This window comes from Microbacterium sp. STRO-2N, from assembly GCF_057747775.1.
The window spans coordinates 3,378,548-3,401,604 of the sequence record NZ_CM173223.1 but is presented as its reverse complement, the minus strand read 5'-3'; the positions used below and the strand labels follow the sequence as shown (position 1 = coordinate 3,401,604).

26 protein-coding genes are annotated in these 23,057 nt (G+C 66.3%); 8 read left to right on the top strand and 18 right to left on the bottom strand.

All coding sequences use genetic code 11. From position 1 onward, the window contains the following. Positions 1–21: 21 nt before the first annotated feature. Positions 22–348, bottom strand: a complete 327-nt coding sequence (locus tag AC3ANN_RS15700; RefSeq protein WP_488338319.1) for a hypothetical protein — start codon at positions 346–348, stop codon at positions 22–24. Between the two features lie 110 nt (positions 349–458). Between AC3ANN_RS15700 and AC3ANN_RS15695 the strand changes: the two genes are divergently transcribed. Next, positions 459–680 carry a hypothetical protein gene (locus AC3ANN_RS15695; protein WP_488338318.1) on the top strand — a complete coding sequence of 74 codons (222 nt, stop codon included), beginning with the start codon at positions 459–461 and terminating at the stop codon, positions 678–680. A 649-nt stretch (positions 681–1,329) separates the two neighbouring features. On the opposite strand, the gene AC3ANN_RS15690 is transcribed toward AC3ANN_RS15695, so the two are convergent. Further along, a complete protein-coding gene (locus tag AC3ANN_RS15690; protein ID WP_488338317.1) occupies positions 1,330–1,713 on the bottom strand; it encodes a hypothetical protein in 384 nt (127 codons plus the stop codon). Further along, positions 1,706–2,173, bottom strand: a complete 468-nt coding sequence (locus AC3ANN_RS15685) for a hypothetical protein (RefSeq protein WP_488338316.1) — start codon at positions 2,171–2,173, stop codon at positions 1,706–1,708. The genes AC3ANN_RS15690 and AC3ANN_RS15685 overlap by 8 nt, the downstream gene beginning before the upstream one ends. A 53-nt stretch (positions 2,174–2,226) precedes the next feature. Here AC3ANN_RS15685 and AC3ANN_RS15680 point away from each other — a divergent pair, with 53 nt between their 5' ends. Further along, the gene (locus AC3ANN_RS15680) at positions 2,227–3,450 is read left to right on the top strand and encodes a hypothetical protein (RefSeq protein WP_488338315.1); all 1,224 of its coding nucleotides are present in this window, start codon (positions 2,227–2,229) and stop codon (positions 3,448–3,450) included. Positions 3,451–3,672: 222 nt separating this feature from the next. On the opposite strand, the gene AC3ANN_RS15675 is transcribed toward AC3ANN_RS15680, so the two are convergent. The 14 genes from AC3ANN_RS15675 to AC3ANN_RS15610 all read right to left on the bottom strand — a co-directional run bounded on the left by AC3ANN_RS15675 (position 3,673) and on the right by AC3ANN_RS15610 (position 16,104). After that, on the bottom strand, positions 3,673–4,116 hold the full coding sequence (locus AC3ANN_RS15675; RefSeq protein ID WP_488338314.1) for a hypothetical protein: 444 nt from the start codon (positions 4,114–4,116) through the stop codon (positions 3,673–3,675). Positions 4,117–4,124: 8 nt separating this feature from the next. Next, positions 4,125–4,553, bottom strand: coding sequence for a helix-turn-helix transcriptional regulator (locus AC3ANN_RS15670; protein ID WP_488338313.1), 429 nt, complete (start codon positions 4,551–4,553; stop codon positions 4,125–4,127). 52 nt (positions 4,554–4,605) lie between these two features. Further along, the gene (locus tag AC3ANN_RS15665; protein WP_488338312.1) at positions 4,606–5,049 is read right to left on the bottom strand and encodes a hypothetical protein; all 444 of its coding nucleotides are present in this window, start codon (positions 5,047–5,049) and stop codon (positions 4,606–4,608) included. A gap of 276 nt (positions 5,050–5,325) precedes the next feature. Next, on the bottom strand, positions 5,326–5,772 hold the full coding sequence (locus AC3ANN_RS15660; RefSeq protein WP_488338311.1) for a single-stranded DNA-binding protein: 447 nt from the start codon (positions 5,770–5,772) through the stop codon (positions 5,326–5,328). Continuing rightward, on the bottom strand, positions 5,769–6,302 hold the full coding sequence (locus tag AC3ANN_RS15655; RefSeq protein ID WP_488338310.1) for a hypothetical protein: 534 nt from the start codon (positions 6,300–6,302) through the stop codon (positions 5,769–5,771). The genes AC3ANN_RS15660 and AC3ANN_RS15655 overlap by 4 nt, the downstream gene beginning before the upstream one ends. Then, positions 6,299–6,709 (bottom strand): hypothetical protein, encoded by a 411-nt coding sequence (locus AC3ANN_RS15650; RefSeq protein ID WP_488338309.1) that lies wholly within the window; start codon positions 6,707–6,709, stop codon positions 6,299–6,301. The genes AC3ANN_RS15655 and AC3ANN_RS15650 overlap by 4 nt, the downstream gene beginning before the upstream one ends. Further along, positions 6,706–8,523: a type IV secretory system conjugative DNA transfer family protein gene (locus tag AC3ANN_RS15645; RefSeq protein ID WP_488338308.1), complete on the bottom strand. Its 1,818-nt coding sequence runs from the start codon at positions 8,521–8,523 to the stop codon at positions 6,706–6,708. Before AC3ANN_RS15645 ends, AC3ANN_RS15650 begins: the two co-directional genes overlap by 4 nt. Before the next feature lie 13 nt (positions 8,524–8,536). Then, entirely contained in the window at positions 8,537–9,853 is a 1,317-nt protein-coding gene (locus tag AC3ANN_RS15640) for a ParA family protein (protein ID WP_488338307.1), read from the bottom strand. Continuing rightward, entirely contained in the window at positions 9,850–11,469 is a 1,620-nt protein-coding gene (locus AC3ANN_RS15635; RefSeq protein WP_488338306.1) for a hypothetical protein, read from the bottom strand. Before AC3ANN_RS15635 ends, AC3ANN_RS15640 begins: the two co-directional genes overlap by 4 nt. Continuing rightward, complete coding sequence (locus tag AC3ANN_RS15630) at positions 11,469–12,962, bottom strand: SCO6880 family protein (protein ID WP_488338305.1); 1,494 nt, start codon at positions 12,960–12,962, stop codon at positions 11,469–11,471. Before AC3ANN_RS15630 ends, AC3ANN_RS15635 begins: the two co-directional genes overlap by 1 nt. After that, positions 12,959–14,431 (bottom strand): hypothetical protein, encoded by a 1,473-nt coding sequence (locus AC3ANN_RS15625; protein WP_488338304.1) that lies wholly within the window; start codon positions 14,429–14,431, stop codon positions 12,959–12,961. Before AC3ANN_RS15625 ends, AC3ANN_RS15630 begins: the two co-directional genes overlap by 4 nt. Beyond that, positions 14,431–14,727, bottom strand: coding sequence for a hypothetical protein (locus tag AC3ANN_RS15620; protein WP_488338303.1), 297 nt, complete (start codon positions 14,725–14,727; stop codon positions 14,431–14,433). Before AC3ANN_RS15620 ends, AC3ANN_RS15625 begins: the two co-directional genes overlap by 1 nt. A gap of 20 nt (positions 14,728–14,747) precedes the next feature. After that, a complete protein-coding gene (locus tag AC3ANN_RS15615) occupies positions 14,748–15,362 on the bottom strand; it encodes a M23 family metallopeptidase (protein ID WP_488338302.1) in 615 nt (204 codons plus the stop codon). A gap of 1 nt (position 15,363) precedes the next feature. Next, entirely contained in the window at positions 15,364–16,104 is a 741-nt protein-coding gene (locus AC3ANN_RS15610; protein WP_488338301.1) for a hypothetical protein, read from the bottom strand. A gap of 384 nt (positions 16,105–16,488) precedes the next feature. Here AC3ANN_RS15610 and AC3ANN_RS15605 point away from each other — a divergent pair, with 384 nt between their 5' ends. Further along, a complete protein-coding gene (locus AC3ANN_RS15605; RefSeq protein WP_488338300.1) occupies positions 16,489–16,812 on the top strand; it encodes a MarR family transcriptional regulator in 324 nt (107 codons plus the stop codon). A gap of 167 nt (positions 16,813–16,979) precedes the next feature. Here the strand turns inward: AC3ANN_RS15605 and AC3ANN_RS15600 are convergent, their stop codons facing one another. Beyond that, positions 16,980–18,047 carry an AraC family transcriptional regulator gene (locus AC3ANN_RS15600; RefSeq protein WP_488338299.1) on the bottom strand — a complete coding sequence of 356 codons (1,068 nt, stop codon included), beginning with the start codon at positions 18,045–18,047 and terminating at the stop codon, positions 16,980–16,982. Between AC3ANN_RS15600 and AC3ANN_RS15595 the strand changes: the two genes are divergently transcribed. Genes AC3ANN_RS15595 through AC3ANN_RS15575 form a run of 5 tightly spaced genes read left to right on the top strand, consistent with a single transcriptional unit; the run spans position 18,040 to position 22,895 of the window. Beyond that, positions 18,040–18,219, top strand: coding sequence for a ferredoxin (locus AC3ANN_RS15595; protein WP_488340847.1), 180 nt, complete (start codon positions 18,040–18,042; stop codon positions 18,217–18,219). The genes AC3ANN_RS15600 and AC3ANN_RS15595 overlap by 8 nt on opposite strands. A gap of 5 nt (positions 18,220–18,224) precedes the next feature. Beyond that, positions 18,225–19,418 (top strand): NAD(P)/FAD-dependent oxidoreductase, encoded by a 1,194-nt coding sequence (locus AC3ANN_RS15590; RefSeq protein ID WP_488338298.1) that lies wholly within the window; start codon positions 18,225–18,227, stop codon positions 19,416–19,418. Between the two features lie 56 nt (positions 19,419–19,474). Next, positions 19,475–20,623, top strand: a complete 1,149-nt coding sequence (locus AC3ANN_RS15585; RefSeq protein ID WP_488338297.1) for a cytochrome P450 — start codon at positions 19,475–19,477, stop codon at positions 20,621–20,623. Beyond that, positions 20,610–21,578 (top strand): NHL repeat-containing protein, encoded by a 969-nt coding sequence (locus tag AC3ANN_RS15580; RefSeq protein WP_488338296.1) that lies wholly within the window; start codon positions 20,610–20,612, stop codon positions 21,576–21,578. Before AC3ANN_RS15585 ends, AC3ANN_RS15580 begins: the two co-directional genes overlap by 14 nt. Before the next feature lie 54 nt (positions 21,579–21,632). Next, entirely contained in the window at positions 21,633–22,895 is a 1,263-nt protein-coding gene (locus AC3ANN_RS15575) for an ABC transporter substrate-binding protein (protein WP_488338295.1), read from the top strand. Positions 22,896–23,057 lie beyond the last annotated feature (162 nt).

Sequence of the window (23,057 nt, the reverse complement as noted above, 5' to 3'; positions counted from 1 at the left end):
GCTCGCGCGAGCCGAGACGGCTCACGTGCCGGGGATGCGGGACTCAGTCGGCGAGACGGCGTTAGCCCATACCCAGCACCGCATCCGCTGGTCGCCCACGCTAAACTCGATCCCGCAGGCGAGGTCGTTCCACACTGCCACGACAGCGTCGACGTGGAACGCGTGTGGCCCGAACCTCACCCACGCCCGGCACGGCTTCGGCTGCGGATCGCGGGTCACCGGAAGCGAGTCCCTCCGAAGCTCCCGATCGGTAAGGGTCTGTAGCGGGAACTCCGAAGCGACGCGCTGCAGAACACGCTCGTCCATCAGCCGGTCATAGTGAGCGGCGTACCGCTTATTCGTTCCCATCGCCGGACTAGACCTCCCGGGCCGTCGTCGACTCTAGAAGTTATCGTACCTATGTTCTATTCTGTTAGCCCATGGGGCGAGCTGTAGTCGAACGTGAAGCGACGGTATGGATGGCGAACGACATCCCGACGCGGATGTTCTACGCCGGGCGGCAATGGCGGGTGACCGATATGCCAACCCGGATTTCGGACCCGGTATGGGCCATGCCCCTGAGTGGTGAACGGCACATGTTCGGTTGGCGCTTCCAAGGCACCGATGACTCTGGCGCGTCGCTCGTCTTCGACGTGTACCGTGCCGAAGACGGCTGGCACGTCCACCACGCCTACGACTGAACAGCGCAGGCCACGAATGAGCCGGGCGCCGTAGGCTGGCGGCATGAACGCCGTGTGCCTAGGCCAAGCGTTCGTTCGCGCTGCCTCTCGCCGTCGGTGGGCGCTGGTCGTCCCGCATCGAGTCGCGTGCTCGTCCCCGAGTATGGAGGAGGCGCTCCGGTGACGGACCCGATCGACGACATGCGGGTCCCGCGTTGTCCTGACTGCTCCTCAACGCTCCGCGACGCGGGGCCTGGATACTGGTGCCCGGGCTGCCGTCTTGTGTTCATGCCAGTCGTCGACGATCCCGTTGGCAGAACACTCGCACCGTCGCAGGACTAACTGACTCTTCGCGTGGCCGCGCCCAGGGTCAGACTCCCCACTGCCCGAACCTCATCCACACTGAGCGGCAACGCCCTTAAACCGACACTCGGCGATTACGTGGCGCCAGTCAACACCTGGAGAGTCGAGCTTCGGCAAGAGCCAACCAGAGTCAACTTGGCGACGCGGACGCCGAGGAGTTCCAACGACGGGATGAGCTGTGGTCTTCACGCGATGGACCAGGGGTTCTTGCAAGGGGGCGGACCCCCGAATCGTGATTCTCTGACTCGTCCCGGCGCCTGCGCGGGGTCCACACACGTCTCGTGATTGACGTCGGGCGCGACCAGCGCTAATGACTGCTGAAGTCGATGGTGAGAATCGCGACGACTCGGTGCTTGTCTCCTTTGTTGCCAGCATCGAAGTCATTGTGGAATTGGTAGTTGACCCTGGCGGCCCCAGACAGTTCGTAGTGATACGTCCTTGACCACCCAGCGCCCTGGGGGCGCCCGGCCTTGCCTTTGAGGATCGTGATCGAAGCGACTGGCGAGGTCGAGCCAGGAGTCTGCGCGACGTGATCCCAGAACTGTTGCACCTGCTGGAGTCCGACGCGCTCGACAGCTTGCGTCCAGTGGTTGGAGAATTTTCGGTGGACGAGCACGCGGTAAGCCGGCTTCCTCTCAGGCTTGCCATCCGGGCGACGCGCCGGTTCCAGTGGATGGTACGCGCTAGGCATCTCCCGAAGGCTCCGCGGCTTCCACCAGATTCTCGGGCGCATCGTGTCCGAGCAGTACCGAACGGCGAAGCGGGTCTTCCAGTTGCTTTGCCGTCACGCGCCAATCGCTGACGACGGACGCGACCGCATCGGTCGTTTGGTCTGCGAGATCCGCGATAAGCGCCTGGTGCAACTCGTTGATGAACTCTCGTATGTCTTCACCGTCGAACACCCGTAGCCATGCGAGCTCGCCAAGGAGAGCTGGTGTTAGTGCCCTTTCGCCCTCAACAAGTGCTGTGAGCTGGTTCAGCTTTTGTGACCACGCAGCGAAGCCCTCAAGCACCTCCAGTTCGGCTTCGGGGAGCATGACTAGCCCGGTGCCATCCTTATCGCGGACGCGCGCGCGACCGCTCCGCGCGGCGTCGAGGAAGCGTGTACGGTCGCGAGCAAGATCGCTTGCCTGGAAGATCACGTTCTCCATATGTGTACCTCCTGGGCTAAAATCTTAGTCACAATCTTGCATAAGGAGATCCGGTGGACAAGGGCCTTGAACTAGGGGATGCGTCCGGTGGGCGCGTGCGGGCCCTCATACGAGCGCTCGACCGGGCCTTGCAGAGCGTGCCCGCCGATCGAGCCGACTTGGAGCAGCGCGCGGAGGATGCCCGAGAGTTGGTGGCGGCCCTCAATGCGGCCGGAATCGACGGAGAGAGCCTGCTGCGCTATGGCATGGCTCCGCGCGCAGCGCTTCCACTGCTGGTCGGCCTCGTAAGCGGAGGGGATAGTGGACCGATAGACCTTCCCGCGTGGCGATCGTTGCTACGAGTTTCTCCGTCCGCCATGGACGCGGATCCCGGTGTGGCCGCGATGGCGATTGCCTCATCTGTCCACAGCATCGATTCTTGGATCATCTACGCGGGGCTTGAAGACATCCTCCATTTCACTCCGCCCACGGAGCAGGTCCTCAGTGACTATGAAATCGAGAACCGCGAGCGCTCTGAGCTCTCGCTTCCGTACTTCTGGCTTCAGCTGCGTTCAACCCAGGAGGACCTCGATCGATGGCCGACCGAGGCCCTACACATGGAGTTCCGCTGGCGCAATGAACTCGAGCGAAGCCCTTTTCCGGAGGCGGCGCTTGAGTTCGAAGGCCCGGACCCGATAATGCTGAATGAGCAGATTGCGTACCGTGCAGCTACGGGCTCAGACCAGGATCATGATCAGGACGAAGCTCTGTTCTGGCAACTCCAGGACACAGCCGTCTCGTTCCTCAAGCGAGATCGACACGACGAGGCGGCCGCTCTCTTCGAGTTTCATCACCGCCTCCATCCCGAGGACGCGCGCACTCTCAACAACCTCGGGTTCTGCAAGCTACCAACCGACGCAGAGGCAAGTCTCGATCTGCTCAAGCGCGCGGAATCTGCTGGATACACCCCAGTGTTGATCAACGTGTACAACCAGTGCTGCTGCCTGGTACGTCTAAACCGCCTACCCGAGGCGCTCGACCGAGCGGAGTTCCTGTGGCAACGCGAACTCGACCGGGATGACATTCGCTCGGGATACATCTGGGTGGTGGAAGCCGGCGAATGGCACCTGGTATCTAACATCACCGTTGACCTCGCCCTCGCCCAGTTGATGATCGGGGTCTCGGCCGCGCTCGGCCGGAGCGACCGTCATGCCCGTTGGCAAGAGCGGGCCCACGCCATCGAGGTGGAGTTCGAGTCGTCAGAGTTCACGAGTGCGCCGTCCATGGAGGCCGAGTAGCAAACCGAAGCGCGCGAGGACAGGGTCGCTTGCCGGCCGCGCTTGGCCGGCGTCTTCGAGGTCAGCGACTGTTGCCGCCCGGGCTGAACGACAGTCATCGAACGCGCGGAGGTCGGGGCTTACAGAATCGAATCGTGACCCAACAGTTGCCTGGGTGGACCGCGGCTGGCGTGTTAGGGAACAAGAGCGAGTGCGCGTACTCTGCATTCCCGTTCGCTCAGGTCACCGTCGTGTGCCCTCATCCTCGATGTCGAGGGCGATCTCACCTCGTTGGACGAGTGGAAGGTAGACCGCGTCGCCGAACACTTTGGATGTGGCTGTTGCAACGGCCTCCCGCAAGTACGGGAATACGGTCATCACCGCGACCTCGTTGGCAAACAATCTGAGAGTCCGGATAGAAGGAGCTACGCCGTTGAGAAGGTCGTATGTCCCCGCGACACTGGCTGATGCTTCTCCGGTGGGCAACACCGCTCGTGCATTGAGCCGGACGCCGAAGCTTTGCTCGTCGATCCGCTGTTGTACTTCGATTGTGAGCCGACCCTCCGCGGGCTGATCCGGCGGCGGGTCATTTCTCCGGGCCGAAACCTCGAAGAACTCGATGTTTCTTAGCACGGTGTTGGCGATGACGTGCTGGACGTCACGCACCTCTTCGTCAGTTAGCGACATGGTGGGCGTCAACCGGCAAGCGCGAAATCGCTCTGCTTCTTCTCGCCCCACGGCGACAGGGATACTTCGCCAAGGATCGTGGACGTCTGGACGCGCTGCGACGGTAACGTAGCCAGGGCGTCCCAACGCGTGCCGACCGCAAGCCACTCAGATTGACCAACGTCCGGAGAGACCTTGTGCTCTACGAGAGCGCCAACTGCGTTCGCATATCGACGCAACGTCGACAGCTTCGGGTCCGCGTCGTAACGCTCAAGCTTGTTGATCGCCTGTTGGGTGACACCCATCCTGTCGGCTATCTGCTTCTGAGTGAGACCCGCGTCCTGACGCAAACGAATCAGTTCCGCCTGCAAGGCTCGGTCCTGCCGCGCAAGAACCTTCGCGCGCGCTCGGATGAGGCGAGTGGAGAATGCGGTGGAGAGAGCGGCGACGGCAGCCATGCTGTGAATCATACCCTCACAACCTAAAGGTTGTGCAAGTGGGCAAAGCCAGCTAGCTCCACAGTGACGCCCTACCCCTCAAGTAGCGAGCTGCTGCGAACTCAATCTCCGCCTGCTGAGTGGGCCCGTCCACCTTTATGTGACGGTGAACTGCGACGAGGTGATCCGGTAGCTCACTCGGCTCGCCGTGATAGAACCGCAGGCGTTTCGTGAGCGCGGTTCTCCGCAGCTCGAAGATCTCTGGGTCTTCCCGGATCGGCTTGATCGGAGTGGTCTCATCATCGGAGTCCCAAAGTGTGCCGTTCTCGGCTGCCTCGAACAGCGCGTCAATTTCCCCTTCCTCGTGCGCGCGAGCAAAAGGAGCGAGCGAGGCGAGCCAAGTCTCCAAACTGATTACGGAAGCGTCCGTTTCGTCGACATACCGTTTCCACGTAAGCGGCGCGGCACTCGGATCGCAGCATCTGGAGTCGCTCCCACGGCGACCGGCTGCACTCATGGCTCAAATGCTACCGAGGGGTCGAGACAATGCCGCGTTGTTGTTGGGATGGCCTTTCGGAGTCAACTGATGCAGGCGGACAAGGAAATGCGGTGAGGGAGTGCCCCATTCCTGTGGGGGTCTGCCCCGGTGAGGGTGAGAGGAGTGAAGAGCACCCATAGATCCCGACGGACCGTCTCGCGCGAGTGCCGGTAGAGGGCAGCATGTTGACGCAGCAATGGCCCGGCCAGCGGGGTGAGAGTACAGTGACTCTCACCCCGCTGGTTGGTGGTTCAGTCAGCGGTTGATTCCGGTGCCGGCGTACGAGGCCGGTACTGCTGCGGGGCCCGTAGCGTCTGCTGCGGGCCTCTCAGCTTTTGGGGAGCGGTCCACCGCGACGTCGGCGAACTTCAGGGAGGCGCCGACGTTGTCGGCGACGATGTCGCGGGTCTCCCGGGTCTGCCCGGTTTCCTTGTCGACGTAGGTGCCGAACCGGAGGTCGCCGGCGACGAGGACGCTGTCGCCTTTGCGGAGCGAGTCGGCGACGTGCCGGGATTGCTGGTTGAACACCACGACGCGGTGGAACACGGTGCCGGCGTCTTCCCAGAGCCCGGTGGCTTGGTTGAGGCGGCGGTCGTTGACGGCGACGGTGAACCGGGCGTATTCGTTGCCGGATTCGCCGTTGCCGTGTTCGGGGTCACTGGTGAGGTTGCCCTCGATGGTGACCGGGATCCTGGTCGTCATCGTTGTTTCCTTTCTGGTGGTGAGTCACCCGGGTGGGTGTCTCGGTGGGCGTGGGCCTTGCTGGTCCACGCGTCCCATTCCTGCTCGTCGACCGTGTTGGTCCACGTGCGGGGGGTGAGGGGGCCGTGTCCGCGGGCGCATCCGCCGGAGTACGCGCGGCTGAGGCGGGGGAGGGCGAGGGTGAGGCGTTCGTGCCAGCCGATGGGGCCGAGGCCGGCGTCGGAGGGGTCGAACGCGGCGGTGTGGGCGGTGTGCAGGGCGGAGAGCTCTTCGACGAGGTGTCCGTGCTTGTACCAGCAGGGCGGGATGACGGTTTCGGAGATGCGGTAGCGGACGGCGAACCACTCCACCCACGCCCGCAGCTCCTCCCACGCCTTGCGGGCGTCCTGGTCGGTGAGGGTGCGCCAGTTGACGATGTGCGCGCCGATGGGTGCGGAGGTGCCGTAACGGTTGCCGGGATGGAATCCGGCCATCGCGGCGGCGAGAACTTCTTCGGGGTCGGGGAGCGGGTCGTGGTAGCCGTGGGTCATGATGCGTTCCGTTCCGGCGGGGACTGTTGCGCGCGTTGCAGGGCGGGGCGGAGCCGCTGTAAGGCGTGGTGGGTGGCGTCGCGGCGGGTGCGGTGGTGGGCGAGGATGATGTCGCGATCGATGAGCCGGTGCAGTAGGTCATGGCAGTACGGGTGCATCGGCATCAGGTCCTCGTGTGCTTCGCCGGCGTGGAACCGGCCCCGCGTCGTACGGATGCCCTTGTAGTCGAGGTGGTGCAGCTCGAGCTGCAGCTTGTCCGCGGGGCGTCCGCAGCCGGCGCAGGTGAGCGGGATGCCGCGGGCTGCCTGTTCGCGGAACCAGCGGTCGCGGCGGGCGAACCAGGCGCGGGAGCGGAGGAACTCCGACCGGTACAGGTTGCACAGCGCTGGCCGTCGCCGGTTGCTCATGACTCACTCACCACCTCGGGCTCCGCCGCCTCCGCGGAGCTGGTGTTGGGTTGCTGACCACGGAAGACGTGGTGTTGTTCTTGTTCGGTGGCGTGTTTGCCGCGCCGGATGGTGGCGGCGTCGGGGCGTTCGTCCCACCCGGCGAGATCGAGGAGGACGCTGCGGCGGTTGCGGTAGGCGAGCAGCCCGGTGGTGGGTGGCAGACGGCGGATCTCGTCGACGGACATCAGCGGGCGCCGTTCGTGGTGCTCACTGGTGGAGTGCCCGGTTTCGCGGGTGGACCAGGAGCGCTGGTGGCGGCGGGTGTCGCGGGTACCGAGCAGCGATTCGATGTCGCGGAGGTGGTCGACGTGACTGGCGCCGCCGAGCATCACTTTCGCGGTCGCCGCCGCCCAGATCGTGTCCGCCTCGGCCCGGGACCAGGAGGTTTCGGCTTGGGAGAGGGCTTGCAGGACGATGAAGGTGCAGATGCCGCGGCCGCCGCCGTCGGCCATGATCCGGGGCAGGTTGCCCCATCGGAACATGTTGGCGATCTCGTCGAGGATGAGCCCGAGCGGGTGGGTGAGCCTGGAGCCGGGGGTGGCGAGCGCGGTGGTGCGGGCGACTTCGACGATGTCGTCGAGCACGGCACCGAGCCAGCCGCCCATCGCTGATGCGCCGGAGGCGGAGCCGATGAGGTAGAGGGTGTTGGCGGTGTCGAGGAACTCCCGCGGGTCCAGGATTGGGTCGCCGGGGCGGGGTTGCAGGGCGTCGCGGATCTGGGGGACGGCGAGGGGGGCGACGGCGCCTTGCACGCCGAACCAGATGGAGGAGACGAGTTTCTCGTCGGCGTTGATGGTGGCGTCGAGGCTGTCGCCCCACCCGGGGGTGCCGTCGGTTTTCAGGATGTCGACGGCGGCGCGGGTCTGCGCCGGGGACGTGCCCCAGTCGTAGAGTTCGGCGATCGTCTTGCCGCCGACGGCGGCGGCGTGCAGCAGCCGGCCGAGCACCACCCCGGATGCTTGCGCCCACTCCGCGTTCGTGTTCGAGGCGCCGAGGGCGGTGCCGGTGATGATGGCGGTGCCGCGTTGCATCGCCACCAGCGGGTCCTCACACCCGGCGATCGGTGAGATGCGCAAGGGGTGGCGGATGCCGGAGAGCCCTTGCGGGTCGAAGACGTGCACCTGCCCGCGACGGCGTCGCATGTGGAGGGTGGCGGTGAGGTTGTCGTTGGTGGTGGATGTGGTGATCAATGGCCCGGACCAGTCCACGATCGCGGAGATCAGCACCCGGTACCCCTTCCCGGACCGGGGTGGGCCCTCGAGGGCGACGGAGTCTTCGATGGACACGTACACGTCCATGCCCCGGGAGCGTCCCACCCGCCACCCCACATCCGTCGCCGTCGGGTGCGGAATGTCGGGGCGCAGCTGGCTGGCGCGGCGGAGCACGGCTTTGGCGGAGAGGTGGTCGCGGATCTCGGAGCGGGTGGCGAACCCGGGCCGGGTGCGCAGGTCGGCGATAAACGCCCGGTCCGATTCCCGGTACCGCACCACCGCCACCCCCACCCACACCCCGGCCCCAGCGACCAGCAGCAAGGCGACGAGGTCGGACATGCGGATCGCCAGGACGGGTAGGCTGCAGCCGGCCGGGCTGGTGTAGCTGGTGGGGTCGCCGGTGAGGGCGAGCCACAGCCCGGAGAACAGGTTTACCGGCACCGGCACCGCCCCGCACGCCACGAGCGTGATGCCGGCGGCGATGCCGCCGAATCCGACCGCGAGGATCACCGCGGCCCCAATGGCGACCGCGATCGCTTTCCCGAGCATGCCCTCACTCATGATCGCTCCTGTGTCAGAGGCCTTCTGCGGCGGCTGCGGCGACGGCGAGCCACGCGTCGCGCGTGCGGGGCCGGAGGCTGTCGAACTGCAACGGCCCGGCCTTCAGGGCGGGGTCGTAGGGGATGATCTCGACGGCGCGGACGTGGTCCCGGAACCCGTCGGCCACGCGCTGTGCGCCGCCGGCGGCAGTGGGTTCGGGTTGGGTGACGACGATCACGGCGCGGTCGGCGAGCGCGGCGGAGCGTTCGTCACGGCTGCGGAGGGCGTCCAGGAGGAGGGCTGCGGATTCGGCGGATTCGGGGGTGGTGAGGGTGGGGATGACGAGTTGGTAGGAGTTGTCGATCATCCGCAGCCACCGGTCGGCGGATTCGTCGTTGCCGGAGTCGAAGATCACCAGCCGGTAGTAGCGGGCGGCGACCTGCATCAGCAGGTCGAATTCGCTCGCGTGGATGCGCTGGTCGGTGGCGAGCAGTTCCGGGTTGGAGCGGAGCACGTCGTACCGGTCCACGGACTGGTGGTGCACGAACCGGGCGATATCCGACATCCCCGCCCTCGCATCCAGCAGCCGGGGCGCGGCGGGGAGCAGGTCGCGGATGGTGGTGTCGTACAGTCCGGGTTCGGTGCGCCAGCCGAGGGTGCCGCGGGTGTCGTTGTTGTCCCACGCCAGCACGTTCGCGCCGCCTTCCCGGGCGTAGACGGCGGCGAGCATCGCGGTGGTCATGGTCTTCCCGACGCCGCCTTTGCCGTTGACGACCGCGATGGTGCGGCATCCCGCCCACTGCCGCGACACCACCCCGGTCAGCTGCGCCCGCCGCCGCTCCACCGCCGACGGGCCGACCCGGATGCCGACCCGAGCCAGCACACCCCGCCACCCCGTCCTGACCGCGGATTCGGTGTCGGCGGTCGGGGTGAGGAAGGTGGGACGGGATGCCGCAGGCGGAGCCGGCTCCTCCGTCCGGGCCGGTAGCGGCCGCGGCGCCGCTGCCCTCACTTCCTTTCTCACGGTCGGGATGGTGGTCGCGTCCTTGACTTCGCGGTCGTGATGGATGTCCACATCGGCGTCAGCTTTCGCCCCCGCGAACGGGGCGACGGGGGTGAGGGTGCCGGTGGGGTGGATGAGGAGGTGGTGGTCGCCGCGGTCGCCGGAGGTGACGAGCTCGACGGGGGTGCCGGTGCGGCGGGCTTCGTCGCGGGCGCGGCGCACCACGGCGTGGCGGATGTCTTCCCCGGTGGTGGCGGTGACCGGTTCGGTGTGCCCGTCGGGGGTGATGAATGTCGCGGTGGGGCCGGTGACGGTGGCGTACACGCGGGGGTGCGTGACGGTGCTCATGGCAGCTCCTCGGTGGGGTCCGGGCTCAGGTTCCGCGTCTCGGGCAGCACCCACCCGTCCACCCCGGTATCCGTCGTGGGGTCGGGCCAGTAACTGTCCAGGATCGCGGGGTCGATGAGGTCGAGGTCGCGGTCGTCGTGGTCGGCGGGGGAGACGGCGTCGTCGGTGGCGAACAGGTCGTACTCCCACGGGGTGGAGGTCGCGAAGCAGTCCACCAGGTAGGAGTACTGGCCGACGTAGGCGAGGAACTCTCCTTTGCGGAGGTGCCTGGCCATCTCCACGTGCGGGGCGGGCAGGTTCAACCGGGTGCGGAGGGCGGTTTGTTCTTGGTGGTTGACGCGGAAGATGAACTTGTTCTCGATGTCTCCCACGATCGAGTAGGCGAGGGACCGTTCGAGGGAGTCGGCGTCGCCGACGGCGTCGAGGTCGCCCATCTTGTGCAGGATGACGATGTTGCTGATCCCGTAGTGGCGGGACAGTTTCAGCCACTGCTGGAACATCTGCAGCGACGCCAGCGACGTCATGTCCCGCCACCCTTCCTCCCGCACCACGTACCGGGTGCGGCGGGCGGCCCGATCGGAGATGACGGCTTGGATCCAGGCGGTGGAGCACACCTGGGTCAGTTGTGCGGCGAGATCACCGCGGGCGAACAGCTCGCTGGTGTCGGTGACGACGATGGGGGCGTCCTGGTCGAACTCGACGGTGGATTCGTCTTCGAACAGACCGCTGAGGTCGCCTTCCACGAAGCGGCGCAGCACGAATCGGGGCTGGAGTGCCCCGTCCGCGGCTCCGAACGCGGCATCCTTCGCGGCGGCGAGGTGGCCGAGCTCCTTGTACACGCCACGGAGGGTGGGGTGATCGTTCGTGTGGGTGATGGATCGGTCGAGGGCGTCGAGGATGGCGGCGTGTTCGACGGCGGTGAGCCGGTTCCCGAGGGTCATCTCGATGAGCGCGATGAGGGTGCCGATGCGGCGCTGTTTCACCATCTGCTCGTGCTGCTCATCGGTCGCATCAGAACGGCGGGGGCCACGGTCCAGCGGGTTCAGGCGGGTGCCGGTGCCGCCGCCGAGGCGGATCACTCGGCCACCGGGGATCGCGTCTGCCACCTTCACCCATTCCCCTTTCGGGTCCGACGGGACCACGGCCTGGTGGCCGAACGCGAGGGAGCGGGTGATGAGGGTCTTCACGGTGGCGGATTTGCCGCCGCGGTAGGCGCCGAGCACCAGGATGTTGGTGGAGAACGTGCCGCGTTCGGTGGCGTCGACGTACGCCTCCCACGGCGAGAAGTGCCACAGTGCGTCCGCGTTCAGGTCTACGCCGAGGATGGGTCCGCGGTGGCCGAGGCCGGAGTCGGCGACGAATGGGTAGATGCCGGCGATGTGCTGCGACGTCGCCTGATGGGCCGGGATCCACGCCCGCGCCAGATTCCAGTAGCCACCCTGGACAAGGCCGGGCCCGAACGGTCCCGGCACGGCGGGTTCGGGCAGTCCGCCTTCCCGCCGCGACGTCCGCGGCGGACCCGGCGCCTCCTGGGTGCGGGTGAGCTCCCGTTGCAGGGCGCGTTTTTCGGCGCGGGTGAGGCCGGCGGGGGTGAAGGTGGCGGCGTGACGGGTCATCACTTCATGCCCAACCCGATCGGCAGCGCGTTCACCATCAGCGCCTCCGCCTGCTGGCAGTACAGGATCTGCGCCTCCATCCCCGCCCGGGACAGTGCGTTGCGCATCCCGGCGAGGGCCTGGTCGAGCTGGTCTTCGGTGGGGGCGGTGATGGTGAGGTACCCGCCGTACTGGAACTCGCCGTGCCCGTTGGCGATCTCCTGCTCCTGCTGCTCCAGCGCCCGCCAGTCCGCGGCATCCGCCGCCGACCCGTCCGCGCCCCGCTTCGCGCGGAGCTTCTCGTTGCCGCGCCACACCTTCTTCTCGTCCCGGATCCGCTTCAGCGCCTTCGCCACCGGCACCGGGGTCATCACGATCGAGAAGATGTGGGTGATCGCCTCCCCGGTGTGCGGGTGCCGGGCGAACACCACCGGGGAGAGGAACCCGATCGGGGAGTCGGAGCGGGGCCATTCGTGGATCCACAGGGTGGTGTGCACGCCGGAGTCGGTGACCACGATCCCGTTGCGGCCCTTCGGTTCCTCCAGGAACATCGGCCCGATCGCGACCGGGTCGACGCCGGCGACCGGGTCGGGGCGGTTCTGCACGGTCGCGGCGAACTCCGGGTCGAACGCCAACCGGCCCAGCTCCGCGACATCCCGGGGTGACAGCCACCTCCGCACCGTGATCTTCGCCGCCAGCAGCGCGTCCGCCAGGTTCCCGGCCTCGAGCTGGGCGAGCGCGATGATGGCGTCCTTGCCGCCGCCGAGCGCCTTCAACTGGGCGCCGAGGGTGATGAGGTCGAGGGTGAGGGCGAGGTAGTTGCGGTGGGCGACCTCGAACCGTTCGGACTGGTCCATCACGTCCTGGTAGTTGCGGGCGACGGGGGAGTCGGGGTTGAGGTCCCGCAGCCTCCGGACGGTGTCGTAGTGTTCCCGGGCGGCGCGGATCGTGGTTGGCAGGGTCCGCTCCTGCAACGTGACCCGTTTGATGCCGGGGCGTTGCGTGAACGGGCCGAGGACCCGGTCGAACTGCTCGGCTAGGTCGAAACGTTCCGGCAGGTCGTGCATCAGGAACCCCTGCACCTCGAGCTCGGCGATCACCGTGACCGACCGGTCGTGCGGGTTGTACACCGCCGCCACCTGGTTCTGCTCCCACAGCTGGATCGACGCCCGCGTGCCGGGGAGGTTCAACGTCCCCACCAACCGGGGTGCCTCCGGCCGGAAGGTGTGGGTGGTGGCGCCGGCGGCGTGGCGGAGCTGCTTCATCAGCCACAATCCCGCCATCCGTGGCGTCGAGACCCCGTGGATGCTGGTGAGCGCGGTCACCCCCAACGCCAGGTACAGCGGGGCGCCGTAGAGGAGCCCGGGTGGGCCGAACCGGTTCACGAACACCAGCACCACCCCAGCGGCAGCGGTGAGGAAGGCGAGCTGCCAGGGGTCGAGGCCCATCACCACGCCCTGCCGGGACCGGCGCGGCAACCGCACCGGCCGCGCATACTCCGGCGTCACACTCATGACGTGCTCCCTTCACTGTTCGGCCGCGGTGATGGCGGCAGTCCCGCAGGTGTCGACGGTGGGCGCGGCGGAGACGCCGGCTGCCCGCTGCCGGCAGCACGGCCGCCACTCGAGGCCGTGGAGGTGCGGGACTGGGCGAGGGCGGTCGCGCTGCGTGGCATGTGCGCGGACGTGGGTTGCGGACTCGGCCGCCCGGCGGGACCGGTACCGGTCGGGCGGTTGCCGGTGGGGCGGATGCCGGAGGGGAGGCCGCCGAGCCGGGTGGGGATCCTGGCGGCGGTGCGGGCGGCGCCGCCGGCGAGCCGTGTGCCGTGGGAGCCGAGCCGGGATCCGATGCCGTCGGCGGCGACCGCGCCGGTGAAGCTGAACAGCCCGAACAGCGCGAACGGGGCGAACGCGACCAGCACCAGCCCGATCAGCAGCGGCCACGCCTGCGGGTTCCAGATCGTCTTTACACTCGCCAGCCCGTGGATGATGAGGGTGACGAACCCGATGGTGAGCGGCCCGGTGAGAAGCAGCACCACCACCGCGGACACGTACCGGACCACCCATTGCGGCCCGATCCCCCGGATCGGGAACAGCATCCACGCCACCGGGCCCACCATGATCAGCGCGGCGAGCACGATGTTGCGGAACGCAAACACCAGCATCAGCAGCACCATGCCCAGCATGAGCAGACCGTGGATGAGGAACGCGAAGAAGTAGTTCGCCTGCCCACCGGCCCACATCACCGACTGCAACGTCGAATACATCCCCGCCGCGCCGTCGCCGTTGAGGATGTACCAGGTCATTTCGTCGACCGCGTTCAGCAGGTGACCGGTCAGCCACAACGTGAGTGGGACGGCGGGGATCGCGATGAACGACCGCACCAGCGCACCGACCAGCTCGCTCCGGTCGCCGGAGACGATCGCGGCGGCGACCGCCCACACCATCGCCCCGAACGTGATGATCAGGATCGCCCACTGCCAGAACGACCACTGATCCACCGCCGCTGACCACAGCAGCGTGCTGGTATCGAACCGCATATTGTCGGCGACCAGGAACATCATCCCCGTCCCCGCCAACGCCAACCCCCGACCCGCGTTCTCGAACGTCAGACACACCGCATCCCCAAGGCTGCACCCGTACTGCACGACGAGAGGCGTGCCGCCGTCGGCCTGTAGCGCTTGGACGTGCCCGTCGTAGGTCGTGCAGACGGTCGCCCGCTCGCCGCCCAAGGAGACTCCGATGAAGCACTGCTGCGCCGTCACCTTGCCCGGGTCGGTCGGGGTGCAGGTGACCTGACCGCTCGCCACCTGACACTCGACCTCGAACGCCGGTGCCGACCACGGCTCACCGCTCACCGGGACACCCATGCGAACCGGTGACGCAGCGGTGTCGGTCGTCACCGCGTGCGCCATCGGGCCGGTTCCCACGGCCAGCGCGATGCCGACGAGGAGACCGAGACGGAGGGTGCGGGCGAGGTTCATCAGAATCCGAAGTCGAAGTTGACGAACCAGGCGAACAATCCGGACGCGGCGCCGAGGACCGCGGCGGCGACGAAGATCCACAGGATGTTCTCGCCCGCCCAGGTCCGCACTCGGTCCGACGCCAGCCCGCGGAACGCGAGGGCGGCGCCGGCGACGATCAGCATGATCAGCACCACCAGCATCGCGCCGGCGAGGATGTAGGACGCGACTACCTGGAAGCCCTGGAAGAACGGGGCGGAGAAGTCGGGCTGGATGTCGGGGATGTTCACATCACCGGGGACCGCTGCATCGGACATGGGCGTGCTCCTTCGTCGTGCTACTTCAGGGGAAGGCCGAGAGCGGCCATGAACGGCTCCGGAGGTACCGCACTTCCGGACTTACGAACTTCGAAATGCAAGTGACACCCGAACGACTTGCCGGTGTTGCCCTCCGCACCCAACGGGGTTCCCGCGGTCACCTGCTGCCCCACGTTCACTCGCAGCGACTCCCACTGCATGTGCCCGTAAAGGGTCTCCACCTCGCCACCGTGCGCGATGCGGACAGTGTTCCCATACCCGTGGTACGAGCCGGCGGTGATCACCTCGCCTGGGCCGGCGGCGAAAATCGTCGAGCCGCAGCCCTGGGCCATGTCGTAGCCCTGGTGGTTGCGGGAGCAGTACCCGCAGCCATGGACGGGGTTGTGGCCGAACCCGCGCCCCTTCGTGTAGTCGCCGGCGAGCGGGTATCCCCAGTCACCGCTCACCACAGGCAGGGTGCCTGGCTCGCGCGTGGGCGCGGTGGTCGAGAGCGTGCCGGCGATGGCGAAGGGGACTGCGATCAGCGGCGTCAACAGGAACGCGACTACGAGGAAGATGCCGATGGTCAGCCCCGTCAGGATCTTCCGGCCGGTCCTCGTGTGGAGGGCCGTCGCGGCGATCACCGGGGCACCCATGTCAGGGCTCCAACGGCTCCGTGAAGTAGCGCACCACCTTGCAATCCCCCGGCTGCTGCGCCGAGTCCGGCGTCGGTACAGAGCCCGGGCCGCACAGCACCTGCACGCTCACCCGCACCTGCTCGTCGTACGACGTCTCACCGCCGTCACCGTCGGATCGCGTGAACGTCAGCGTGACATCCGACGTCCCGATCGACATGTCACCCGACGCGTCATCCGACACCGGTACGAACACCACATCCCCCGTGGCGACAGCGACGACCCGACCGTCTTCCCCGGCGAGCGAATCCCATTCCTGCTGCGGCAACACGACGGCCTGACGAAGAAGAAGCTGCGAGTCATTCATCGCCGCTTGCTGGTCGGCTTCGGAGTTGAAGCGGGTGTCAGGGGTGAACCAGGTGTCGAGGTAGTCGAGCCATTCCTCGCGGGAGCTCAGGGTGGTGTCGAAGGTGGAGGCCGCCTCGAGCGCGGCGCGGATGTATGTCTCGGCATCCGTGGTGATCGGCTCTGGAACCCAACCCCGCTCTGCGACTGATGGATCGACTGTCTCGGCGGAACCTGTCGTCGCGCTTGGAGTCGACTGTGGGGTCGGCTCGCTGCCCGGATCCGTCTCGCTTGGTGGCGGCTCGGGCTGGGAGAGGATCGAGGCGACGATGATGGCGACGATGCCGGCGAGGAGGACCAGGCCGCCGAGGATCGCCCACAGCAAACCTCGACGCCCCGAGTTCTGGCTCGTCGCCACCAGTCAGCCCTCCCGATCCTTCAGGACGGCCACCGTGCACGGACGCAACGCCTCGCGCGACGGTCGCCGTGGCCGCATCCTACGCAGAACCCACCCGTGCGGAAAAGGATGTTCGTCAAGGTTGTGGATAACTGCGAGGCCAGCGTGGATCAGCGGGCTGTGGAGGAGTCGGCCGAACATGACCGCGGATTTTACCCAGCGAACGGCCAGGATGTCTGTAGGAAGTATGGGGGACACGGCACGCGCAGGCAGCTCGTGGCCTGATGGCTGAGTCTTGGTCGCCGCGTGCATGCCCACACGTTATAGGAGTGTACTTGAAAAGTAAACATCTAAGACGTGTGGTCTGCTGGACGCCGGGAGATCCCGTAAGCCAAACTGGGCTGCATGCCTCGAATTGCACAACCCGTCGGTTCGGAGGATGCTCAAGATCCCATCGCGCACCTCGGGAACATCGTCAAGGCGGCGGTTCTCCGGTATCTGCGTGAGCACCCCGACGTCACCATGGGGTCGATATGCGACGCACTCGATCTCGGTGCGACTACGGTCCAGCCGCGGCTTAATGAGCTTCAGGCGGCCGGGCTCGTCCTGGCCGATCCGCCAATGGTTCCGGGAGAGTCAAGAAGAGGCATATGGGTGAGATACCGCGTCAACGACGAGGCCGTCACCGACCTGTACCTTCGACTCGGAATGGCGATCGGCGAATTCTGACGCGAACCCTCACGCCGCTTCCGGGCCGCAGCCGGGAGCCTCAGTGACAACGCTTCTCAGCGACCTCGCGTAGGCACGCGGTGCCCAGCGGAACTCCGATCTTGCCGCGCTTATACCCTTCACGCTGAAGTGCGCACTCGTGCCTCTCGGCGGACTCGGCGTCGACGTTAGTTACTTTGAGCCCCCCAAGTAATGCCGGCACGTTCAAGGTCCTTCGCTCGAATCGTCCACTCGCCATCCAGGGGCTTGAGCTCCGGGAGGCCGGCGCGGAACATCGCGCGGTACTCGCGAGGCGTTGACTGCTTGATCTCACGGAACCGCCGGTTGAAGTTGGACAGATTCGAGAAGCCGGAGTCGCCCGCGATCGTGGCGACGGGCAGGTCCGTCTCCCGCAGCATTCGGCAAGCCGCGTTCACTCGAAGCACGTTGACGTACCTCGTGATCGTCATCCCCGTCGATCGCGCGAAGAGGCGGCTGGCTGCGCTCAGGTTCATGAACGCCGCGTCTGCCACCTCCTTCGCCGAGATGTCGCCATCGAAGTGTGCGTGCGCGAATGCCACCATCGCCTCAACGCGACTAGCGGTTCCGCTGCTGACTTCGATCGCCGCCTGCCCAGTCGCGAGAGAAACCGCAGCCTGCCTACTGAGTTCCACCAGAGCTTCAAGAAGCGCCACGGTCCGTTCGGCAGGTCCCAGGTCGTCCATGTGCCAGAGGACGGTCGGCGGTTGTGTGAATCGCAATCCCAAGGAAGCGCGGTCGAGCATGCTGCCGATCACAGCGAAGACCGGAAGTTCGAAGAATCCGTCGCCAAGGAAGTCGCGGGCGAAGTGGATGACCACCGCTTCGTGCACGCCGCCGTCGTCTACTGACGCGTAGGTGTGGGCTAATCCGGGGCCGATGAGGACGAGGTCTCCCGGTCGGTACTCCTCGACCGAATCACCGATGAGGCGAGTGCCGTGTCCTTGCGTCATGAGCGTGAGCTCGAACTCCGGGTGGACGTGCCATCGCGGCGGAAACGCGGGAAGGCGGAACCGGGTGTAACGCCATCCCTGTGGGAAGGCGGGGAACAGATGCTCATGCAGGACTGCCATCAGGTCCTCCTTCGCGGTGCAAAGAACGTACCAGTTTGTGCTGACCGCCGCGTTGTTCCTCGATTCGCGGCCGTCGAAGCTTTGAGGACTGACCATCCACAACGAAAGCCTGGAGGAGCATCCTTTGCGCATCGAAGTGAACATCCCCGCATGCGTGGGCGCGGGCCAGTGCGCCCTCGTCGCGGGGGAGCTGTTCGACCAGGACGACGACGGCATCGTCATCCCCCTCCGTACCGACGTGGAGCCGGGACAGGAGGCGGTCGCTCGTCGAGCGGTCGCACTTTGCCCCGCTCGCGCCATCTCATTGACGGACTGATCACGATGGTTCGCACAGCAGAAACGGTGATCGTGGGAGCGTCGATCGGGGGCGTGACGACGGCGGAGACGCTCCGCGTACTCGGCTACGAAGGCGCCATTACCGTTGTCGGCGACGAGGTGCAGCAGCCGTACAATCGGCCGCCGCTTTCGAAGCAGGTCCTTGTCGGAGAGTGGGAGCCCGCCCAAGCGATCATTGCGTCGCCAGAGCGGATCGAGGCCCTCGGTATTGAACTGGTGCTCGGTGTCCGCGCGACCGGACTCCGCCCTGATGCGCGAGTGCTTGAGACCAGTCGGGATCGTATTTCATACGACCAGTTGGTGATCGCCACCGGCGTCACGGCTCGCCAGCCCGCCGGACGTCGGCCGCTCGGTGTGCACACTCTCCGCACGGTCGAAGATGCCGTCGCGATACGGCTTGCCGCAAGGAACGCAACCCGCATCCTGGTCGTTGGCGCGGGGATCCTAGGTTCGGAGATCGCCGCGGGATTGTCGAAGACGGGCGCGGCCGTGACGCTTGTCGGGCGGTCGCGGGACCTTCGATTCGGGCAAGTCGGGTCGCTCGTGTCTCCGCTATTGCAGGGCCTACACCGCACCAATGGCGTCGAGCTTCGGCTCGGGGTCGACGTCGTTGAGTTTCTCGGCGACTCTCACGTGGAGGGCGCGCTGCTTTCCGACGGTTCGATTCTGCCCGCCGACCTCGTGATCGCAGCCATCGGCAGTACCCCCAACACCGGATGGGTCGATCACATCCTTCCGACTGGCGATGGCATCCTCTGCGACGCCCGCGGACGAGTTGCGGCGGATGTCTACGCCGTGGGCGATGTCGCCCGGTGGACAACCGGCTCCCAAGGAGAATCGGCCAGGGTCGAACACCAACAGAACGCCATCGAGCAGGCACACCGCGTCGCGCGTTCGATCACGACCGGCGACGCCGAATGCGACCCGATCCTGCCCTTCTTCTGGTCCGAGCTCTACGGCACGCGCATTCAGGCATACGGCCGATTCGACGCCTCAACCATGCAGATCATCGCGGGTGATGTCGCCGACAGCCGCTTCGTCGCCGCCGCCGTGCGAGACGGCGCCGTCAGAGGAGTCCTCGGCTGGAACATGCCGCGCGCGTTCCGCGACGCGCGCTTCCACGTGGACGCCTCCACCATCCTCGACCCCCACCGACTCGAAAGGCAGCTGACGCCATGACCGAAACCTTGGAGGCAGCCGCGGGCACCTGTCCGTTCCGCCCGCCCACAATGCCTATGGACGGCACGCCGTTTCGTCCGTCGTCGGCATTCGCCGAGTGGCGTGCCCACGCGCCCGCCACCCGGCTGGAAGCCGAGGACGGCAACATCGGCTGGTTCGTCACGGGATACGACCTCGCTCGGAAGGTGCTGGAAGACGTTCGGTTCAGCGCGACGAAGCAGCGGACGCCGCTCAACCACCGTTTCGACGTGACCGCGTTCACGAGCGACGACGTCACCGCGGGTGAGGCGCTCGCACAGGGAAACGTCCTGAGTCTGGATCCGCCCCAGCACACGAGGATCCGCCGGTCTGTGATGAGCCGCTTCTCAGTCCGAGCGGTTCGCAGTCAGCGGGAGGCGATCGCCGAATACATCGCCGGGCGCCTCGATGAGATGCTGTCGCAGCCGTCAGCCGACCTCTTCGAGGAGTTCGGGCTCCCCGTGTCCGTCTTCGCGCACTGTCAGGTACTCGGAATCCCCGGCAGCCACGTGGAGCGATTCGTCGAACTGTTCACGACAGAGGAGTTCCGTCCCAGCGCGATGCTCTCGTTCGTCCGCGAGGTACTGGATGTGAAGCAGCAGGATCTCGGCGACGACACGATCAGCGATCTCCTGAAATCCGACCTCACACGCCCGGAGATCGAGGGCATCACCACGATTCTCATGGGGTCGGGTCGCGACGCGATCGCGTACATGATCTCAACAAACACGGCATCGCTTCTGATGCATCCACGGGAGCTCGAGAAGCTGCGACGCGACCCGGCCCTGATTCCGTCAGCGGTCGAGGAGTTCGTCCGATTCAACGCCATGTTCCTCTCAACGCATCCGCGAACTGTCGCGGAAGACGTGACCATCGACGGCATCGACTTTCGCGAAGGGGAGTCGGTGTGGATCTCCACAGTGGCTGCGAACCGGGATCCGGCTCGATTCGAGAACCCGGACGACTTCGATGTCACGAGAGACGCATTCGGACATATCGCGTTCGGGCACGGCATCCACGGGTGCATCGGCCAGCAGTTGGCCCGCCTGGTCATCGGCGAGGCGATCACGCAGCTGCTCCACCGTGCACCCACGCTGCATCTCATCGAAGCGGAGCAGAGCGACGTCATGCCCTTTGCCGGCCCGCTCCCCACCTACTCACCCGGGAGGGTCCGTGTCGGCTGGTAACGGTTTCATCTGGGATTCCATCGCTGCGGGACCCGTCGGCACCGAGTGGTCTCATGCCGGAATCGCAGCTGACGAACTCGGTCATCTCTACTGGGCCCATCCCGCGGGGGAGCAGGTGCTCGTGCGACACCTGGAGACGGGTGGTGTGGGCAGCATCGCGGTGCCACTCCTGGAGATCCACGACATCGCCACGACAGCGCGGAGCGCTGGACACCGCCTCTGGCTGGCCGATCCAGGGTTCAAAATGCGGCCGCCAGGCTACGAGCCGGAGGTTCGGAACGGACGGGCCGGAGTCCTCGAGCTCAGCTCTGGGATGTTCACCGACATCGCGGTCCCGGATCATCCCGCCTATGTCGACTCGACCTGGCGCCCCACCGCGGTCGCCGTCGACGACGCGGAAGAGGTCACGGTCGTTGCGGACGGCTATGGGGCGAGCCTGGTCCATTTCTTCACCAACGACGGCGCCGTCACGACAATCGACGGCACGCAAACCGGGACACCGTTCATGTGCCCGCACGGCCTCGCCATCATCGCGGGGCCGTCCGGCGAGGAACTCGTCATCGCAGACCGGGGCAACCGTCGACTTGTCTTCACCGACCTGACCGGCGAGCTTCAACGCGTCATGCACGACCCGGTCATGCGCGCGCCCAGCGGGCTTGCATCGCACGGACGTCATGTCATCGTGACCGACCTTGACGGAGCCCTCCTGCGCCTGGACGTGTTCACCGGTGGCATGTCGGTCTTGGTGCCCTTCCCGGTCGTTGAGAAGAGCGCCGGGTGGCCAAACGCCCAGCGAGACGGCCAGGTGACACGTCCGGATTTGGAGTACGGGGTGCTCAACAGCCCTCATGGCGTCGTCGTACTCCGGGATGGCTCGATCTGCCTCACCGAATGGGTGATCGGCGGTCGTGAGCTTCGCCTGACGCCCGCCGCGATACCGACGGCCGACTCGTAGGCCGCCACCTTCACAACTTCATACCCGACAACACGTCTCAAAGAGGAGCACAGCATGAAGAAGCCAATCATTTCCCTCGTCGCCGCAGCAGTATTCGCGGTGGGTCTCAGCGGATGCTCAACCCCCGCCGCGAATACCGATCCCGGTGAGATCAACGGAGAGATCAGTTACGCATTCTGGGACCCGAACCAGGAGCCACTGGTCGATGAGCTCATCGCGGAATTCAACAAGCAGTACCCCGAGGTCGAGGTCACGCCCACCGTCGTGCCGTTCGGCCAATACTGGACCACCCTGCAGACGCAGGCTTCGTCCGACACTCTGCCTGACGTGTTCTGGATGAACATGCCGAACTTCCAGCTGTATGCCTCGAATGGCCAGCTTGCGCCAATCGACGACCTTGTTGCGAGTGGCCAGATCGATCCTTCGAAGTACCCGGAGAACCTGACCGAGTTCTACACGTTCGACGGCACCCGTTACGCCGTGCCGAAGGACATTGACACCAATGCCATGTGGCTGAACACGTCTCTGTTCGAAGCGGCCGGTGTTCCGCTGCCGGACGAAGACTGGACGTACGACGACTTCCGCGCCACAGCGGCGGCGTTGCGCGAAGGCCTCAGCAGCCTGGACGCCTACGGCGTCGCCTTCTATCCCGGCGGGCAGACCACCTGGTATAGCTCTATCTTCGCGTACGACGGCGAAGTGATCACCGCCGACGGCAAGTCGGGGTGGGCCGAGCCCGGCACGATCGAGGGGCTGCAGGTGTGGGCGGACGTCATCGCCGACGGTTCCAGTCCGACGATGGACCAGTTGTTCGACACCTTGGCCGATCAGTGGTTCCTCAACGGCAAGGCTGCGATGTTTCCGAGCATCGCGGGGGCGAGCATCGCGCTCATCGGCTCGTCGCCGAACGTCGGTGACTTCACCGCGCATCCGCTGCCTCGCGGGGACCGTGAAGCAACTGTCGCGCACGCGCTGTCGAACGTCGTGAGTGCCCAGTCCAAGAACCTTGCCGCCGCCCAGGCCTTCCAGGCATTCCTCGCCAGCGAACAAGCGCAACGTATGCAGTCGGCGGCGGGGATCGCGCTTTCGGCGTATGAGGGCACGAGCGGGGCATTCCTGGACAGCCATCCCGACCTCAACCTGCAGACGTTCGTCGACGCGATCGAGTACGCCTACCCCTACCCGGCCTCGAAAGACAACGCCTGGGCGAACGAGGAGATGACCCTGCTGCTGCCGGCGCTCGCAGGACAGATCAGTGTCAAGGACGTCGCCGCAGAACTCGACGCGATGATGAACAAGGCTCTGGCGGCGGAATGATGACCACCACCATCACCTCTGCGCGGCCGTCACTCCGCGCCGTGCGAGAGGCCGTCGCCGTCAGTCGCGCGCCGCGGCGGCCAGGACGCAGAGTGTCGACCGCCCGATGGTGGCCGCTCCTGTTCGTGGGCCCATTCTTCGTCGGGATCGCGATCTTCTACC

What these genes read in the sequence shown, in the direction of transcription:
- AC3ANN_RS15700 (WP_488338319.1), bottom strand. Translation starts at nt 348, where the DNA reads ATGGGAACGAATAAGCGGTACGCCGCTCACTATGACCGGCTGATGGAC.
- AC3ANN_RS15600 (WP_488338299.1), bottom strand. Translation starts at nt 18,047, where the DNA reads ATGTTCACTTCGATGCGCAAAGGATGCTCCTCCAGGCTTTCGTTGTGG.
- AC3ANN_RS15635 (WP_488338306.1), bottom strand. Translation starts at nt 11,469, where the DNA reads ATGACCCGTCACGCCGCCACCTTCACCCCCGCCGGCCTCACCCGCGCC.
- AC3ANN_RS15585 (WP_488338297.1), top strand. Translation starts at nt 19,475, where the DNA reads ATGGACGGCACGCCGTTTCGTCCGTCGTCGGCATTCGCCGAGTGGCGT.
- AC3ANN_RS15665 (WP_488338312.1), bottom strand. Translation starts at nt 5,049, where the DNA reads ATGAGTGCAGCCGGTCGCCGTGGGAGCGACTCCAGATGCTGCGATCCG.
- AC3ANN_RS15590 (WP_488338298.1), top strand. Translation starts at nt 18,225, where the DNA reads ATGGTTCGCACAGCAGAAACGGTGATCGTGGGAGCGTCGATCGGGGGC.
- AC3ANN_RS15630 (WP_488338305.1), bottom strand. Translation starts at nt 12,962, where the DNA reads ATGAGTGTGACGCCGGAGTATGCGCGGCCGGTGCGGTTGCCGCGCCGG.
- AC3ANN_RS15660 (WP_488338311.1), bottom strand. Translation starts at nt 5,772, where the DNA reads ATGACGACCAGGATCCCGGTCACCATCGAGGGCAACCTCACCAGTGAC.
- AC3ANN_RS15690 (WP_488338317.1), bottom strand. Translation starts at nt 1,713, where the DNA reads ATGCCTAGCGCGTACCATCCACTGGAACCGGCGCGTCGCCCGGATGGC.
- AC3ANN_RS15605 (WP_488338300.1), top strand. Translation starts at nt 16,489, where the DNA reads ATGCCTCGAATTGCACAACCCGTCGGTTCGGAGGATGCTCAAGATCCC.
- AC3ANN_RS15640 (WP_488338307.1), bottom strand. Translation starts at nt 9,853, where the DNA reads ATGAGCACCGTCACGCACCCCCGCGTGTACGCCACCGTCACCGGCCCC.
- AC3ANN_RS15670 (WP_488338313.1), bottom strand. Translation starts at nt 4,553, where the DNA reads ATGGCTGCCGTCGCCGCTCTCTCCACCGCATTCTCCACTCGCCTCATC.
- AC3ANN_RS15655 (WP_488338310.1), bottom strand. Translation starts at nt 6,302, where the DNA reads ATGACCCACGGCTACCACGACCCGCTCCCCGACCCCGAAGAAGTTCTC.
- AC3ANN_RS15675 (WP_488338314.1), bottom strand. Translation starts at nt 4,116, where the DNA reads ATGTCGCTAACTGACGAAGAGGTGCGTGACGTCCAGCACGTCATCGCC.
- AC3ANN_RS15575 (WP_488338295.1), top strand. Translation starts at nt 21,633, where the DNA reads ATGAAGAAGCCAATCATTTCCCTCGTCGCCGCAGCAGTATTCGCGGTG.
- AC3ANN_RS15650 (WP_488338309.1), bottom strand. Translation starts at nt 6,709, where the DNA reads ATGAGCAACCGGCGACGGCCAGCGCTGTGCAACCTGTACCGGTCGGAG.
- AC3ANN_RS15645 (WP_488338308.1), bottom strand. Translation starts at nt 8,523, where the DNA reads ATGAGTGAGGGCATGCTCGGGAAAGCGATCGCGGTCGCCATTGGGGCC.
- AC3ANN_RS15625 (WP_488338304.1), bottom strand. Translation starts at nt 14,431, where the DNA reads ATGAACCTCGCCCGCACCCTCCGTCTCGGTCTCCTCGTCGGCATCGCG.
- AC3ANN_RS15615 (WP_488338302.1), bottom strand. Translation starts at nt 15,362, where the DNA reads ATGGGTGCCCCGGTGATCGCCGCGACGGCCCTCCACACGAGGACCGGC.
- AC3ANN_RS15620 (WP_488338303.1), bottom strand. Translation starts at nt 14,727, where the DNA reads ATGTCCGATGCAGCGGTCCCCGGTGATGTGAACATCCCCGACATCCAG.
- AC3ANN_RS15685 (WP_488338316.1), bottom strand. Translation starts at nt 2,173, where the DNA reads ATGGAGAACGTGATCTTCCAGGCAAGCGATCTTGCTCGCGACCGTACA.
- AC3ANN_RS15695 (WP_488338318.1), top strand. Translation starts at nt 459, where the DNA reads ATGGCGAACGACATCCCGACGCGGATGTTCTACGCCGGGCGGCAATGG.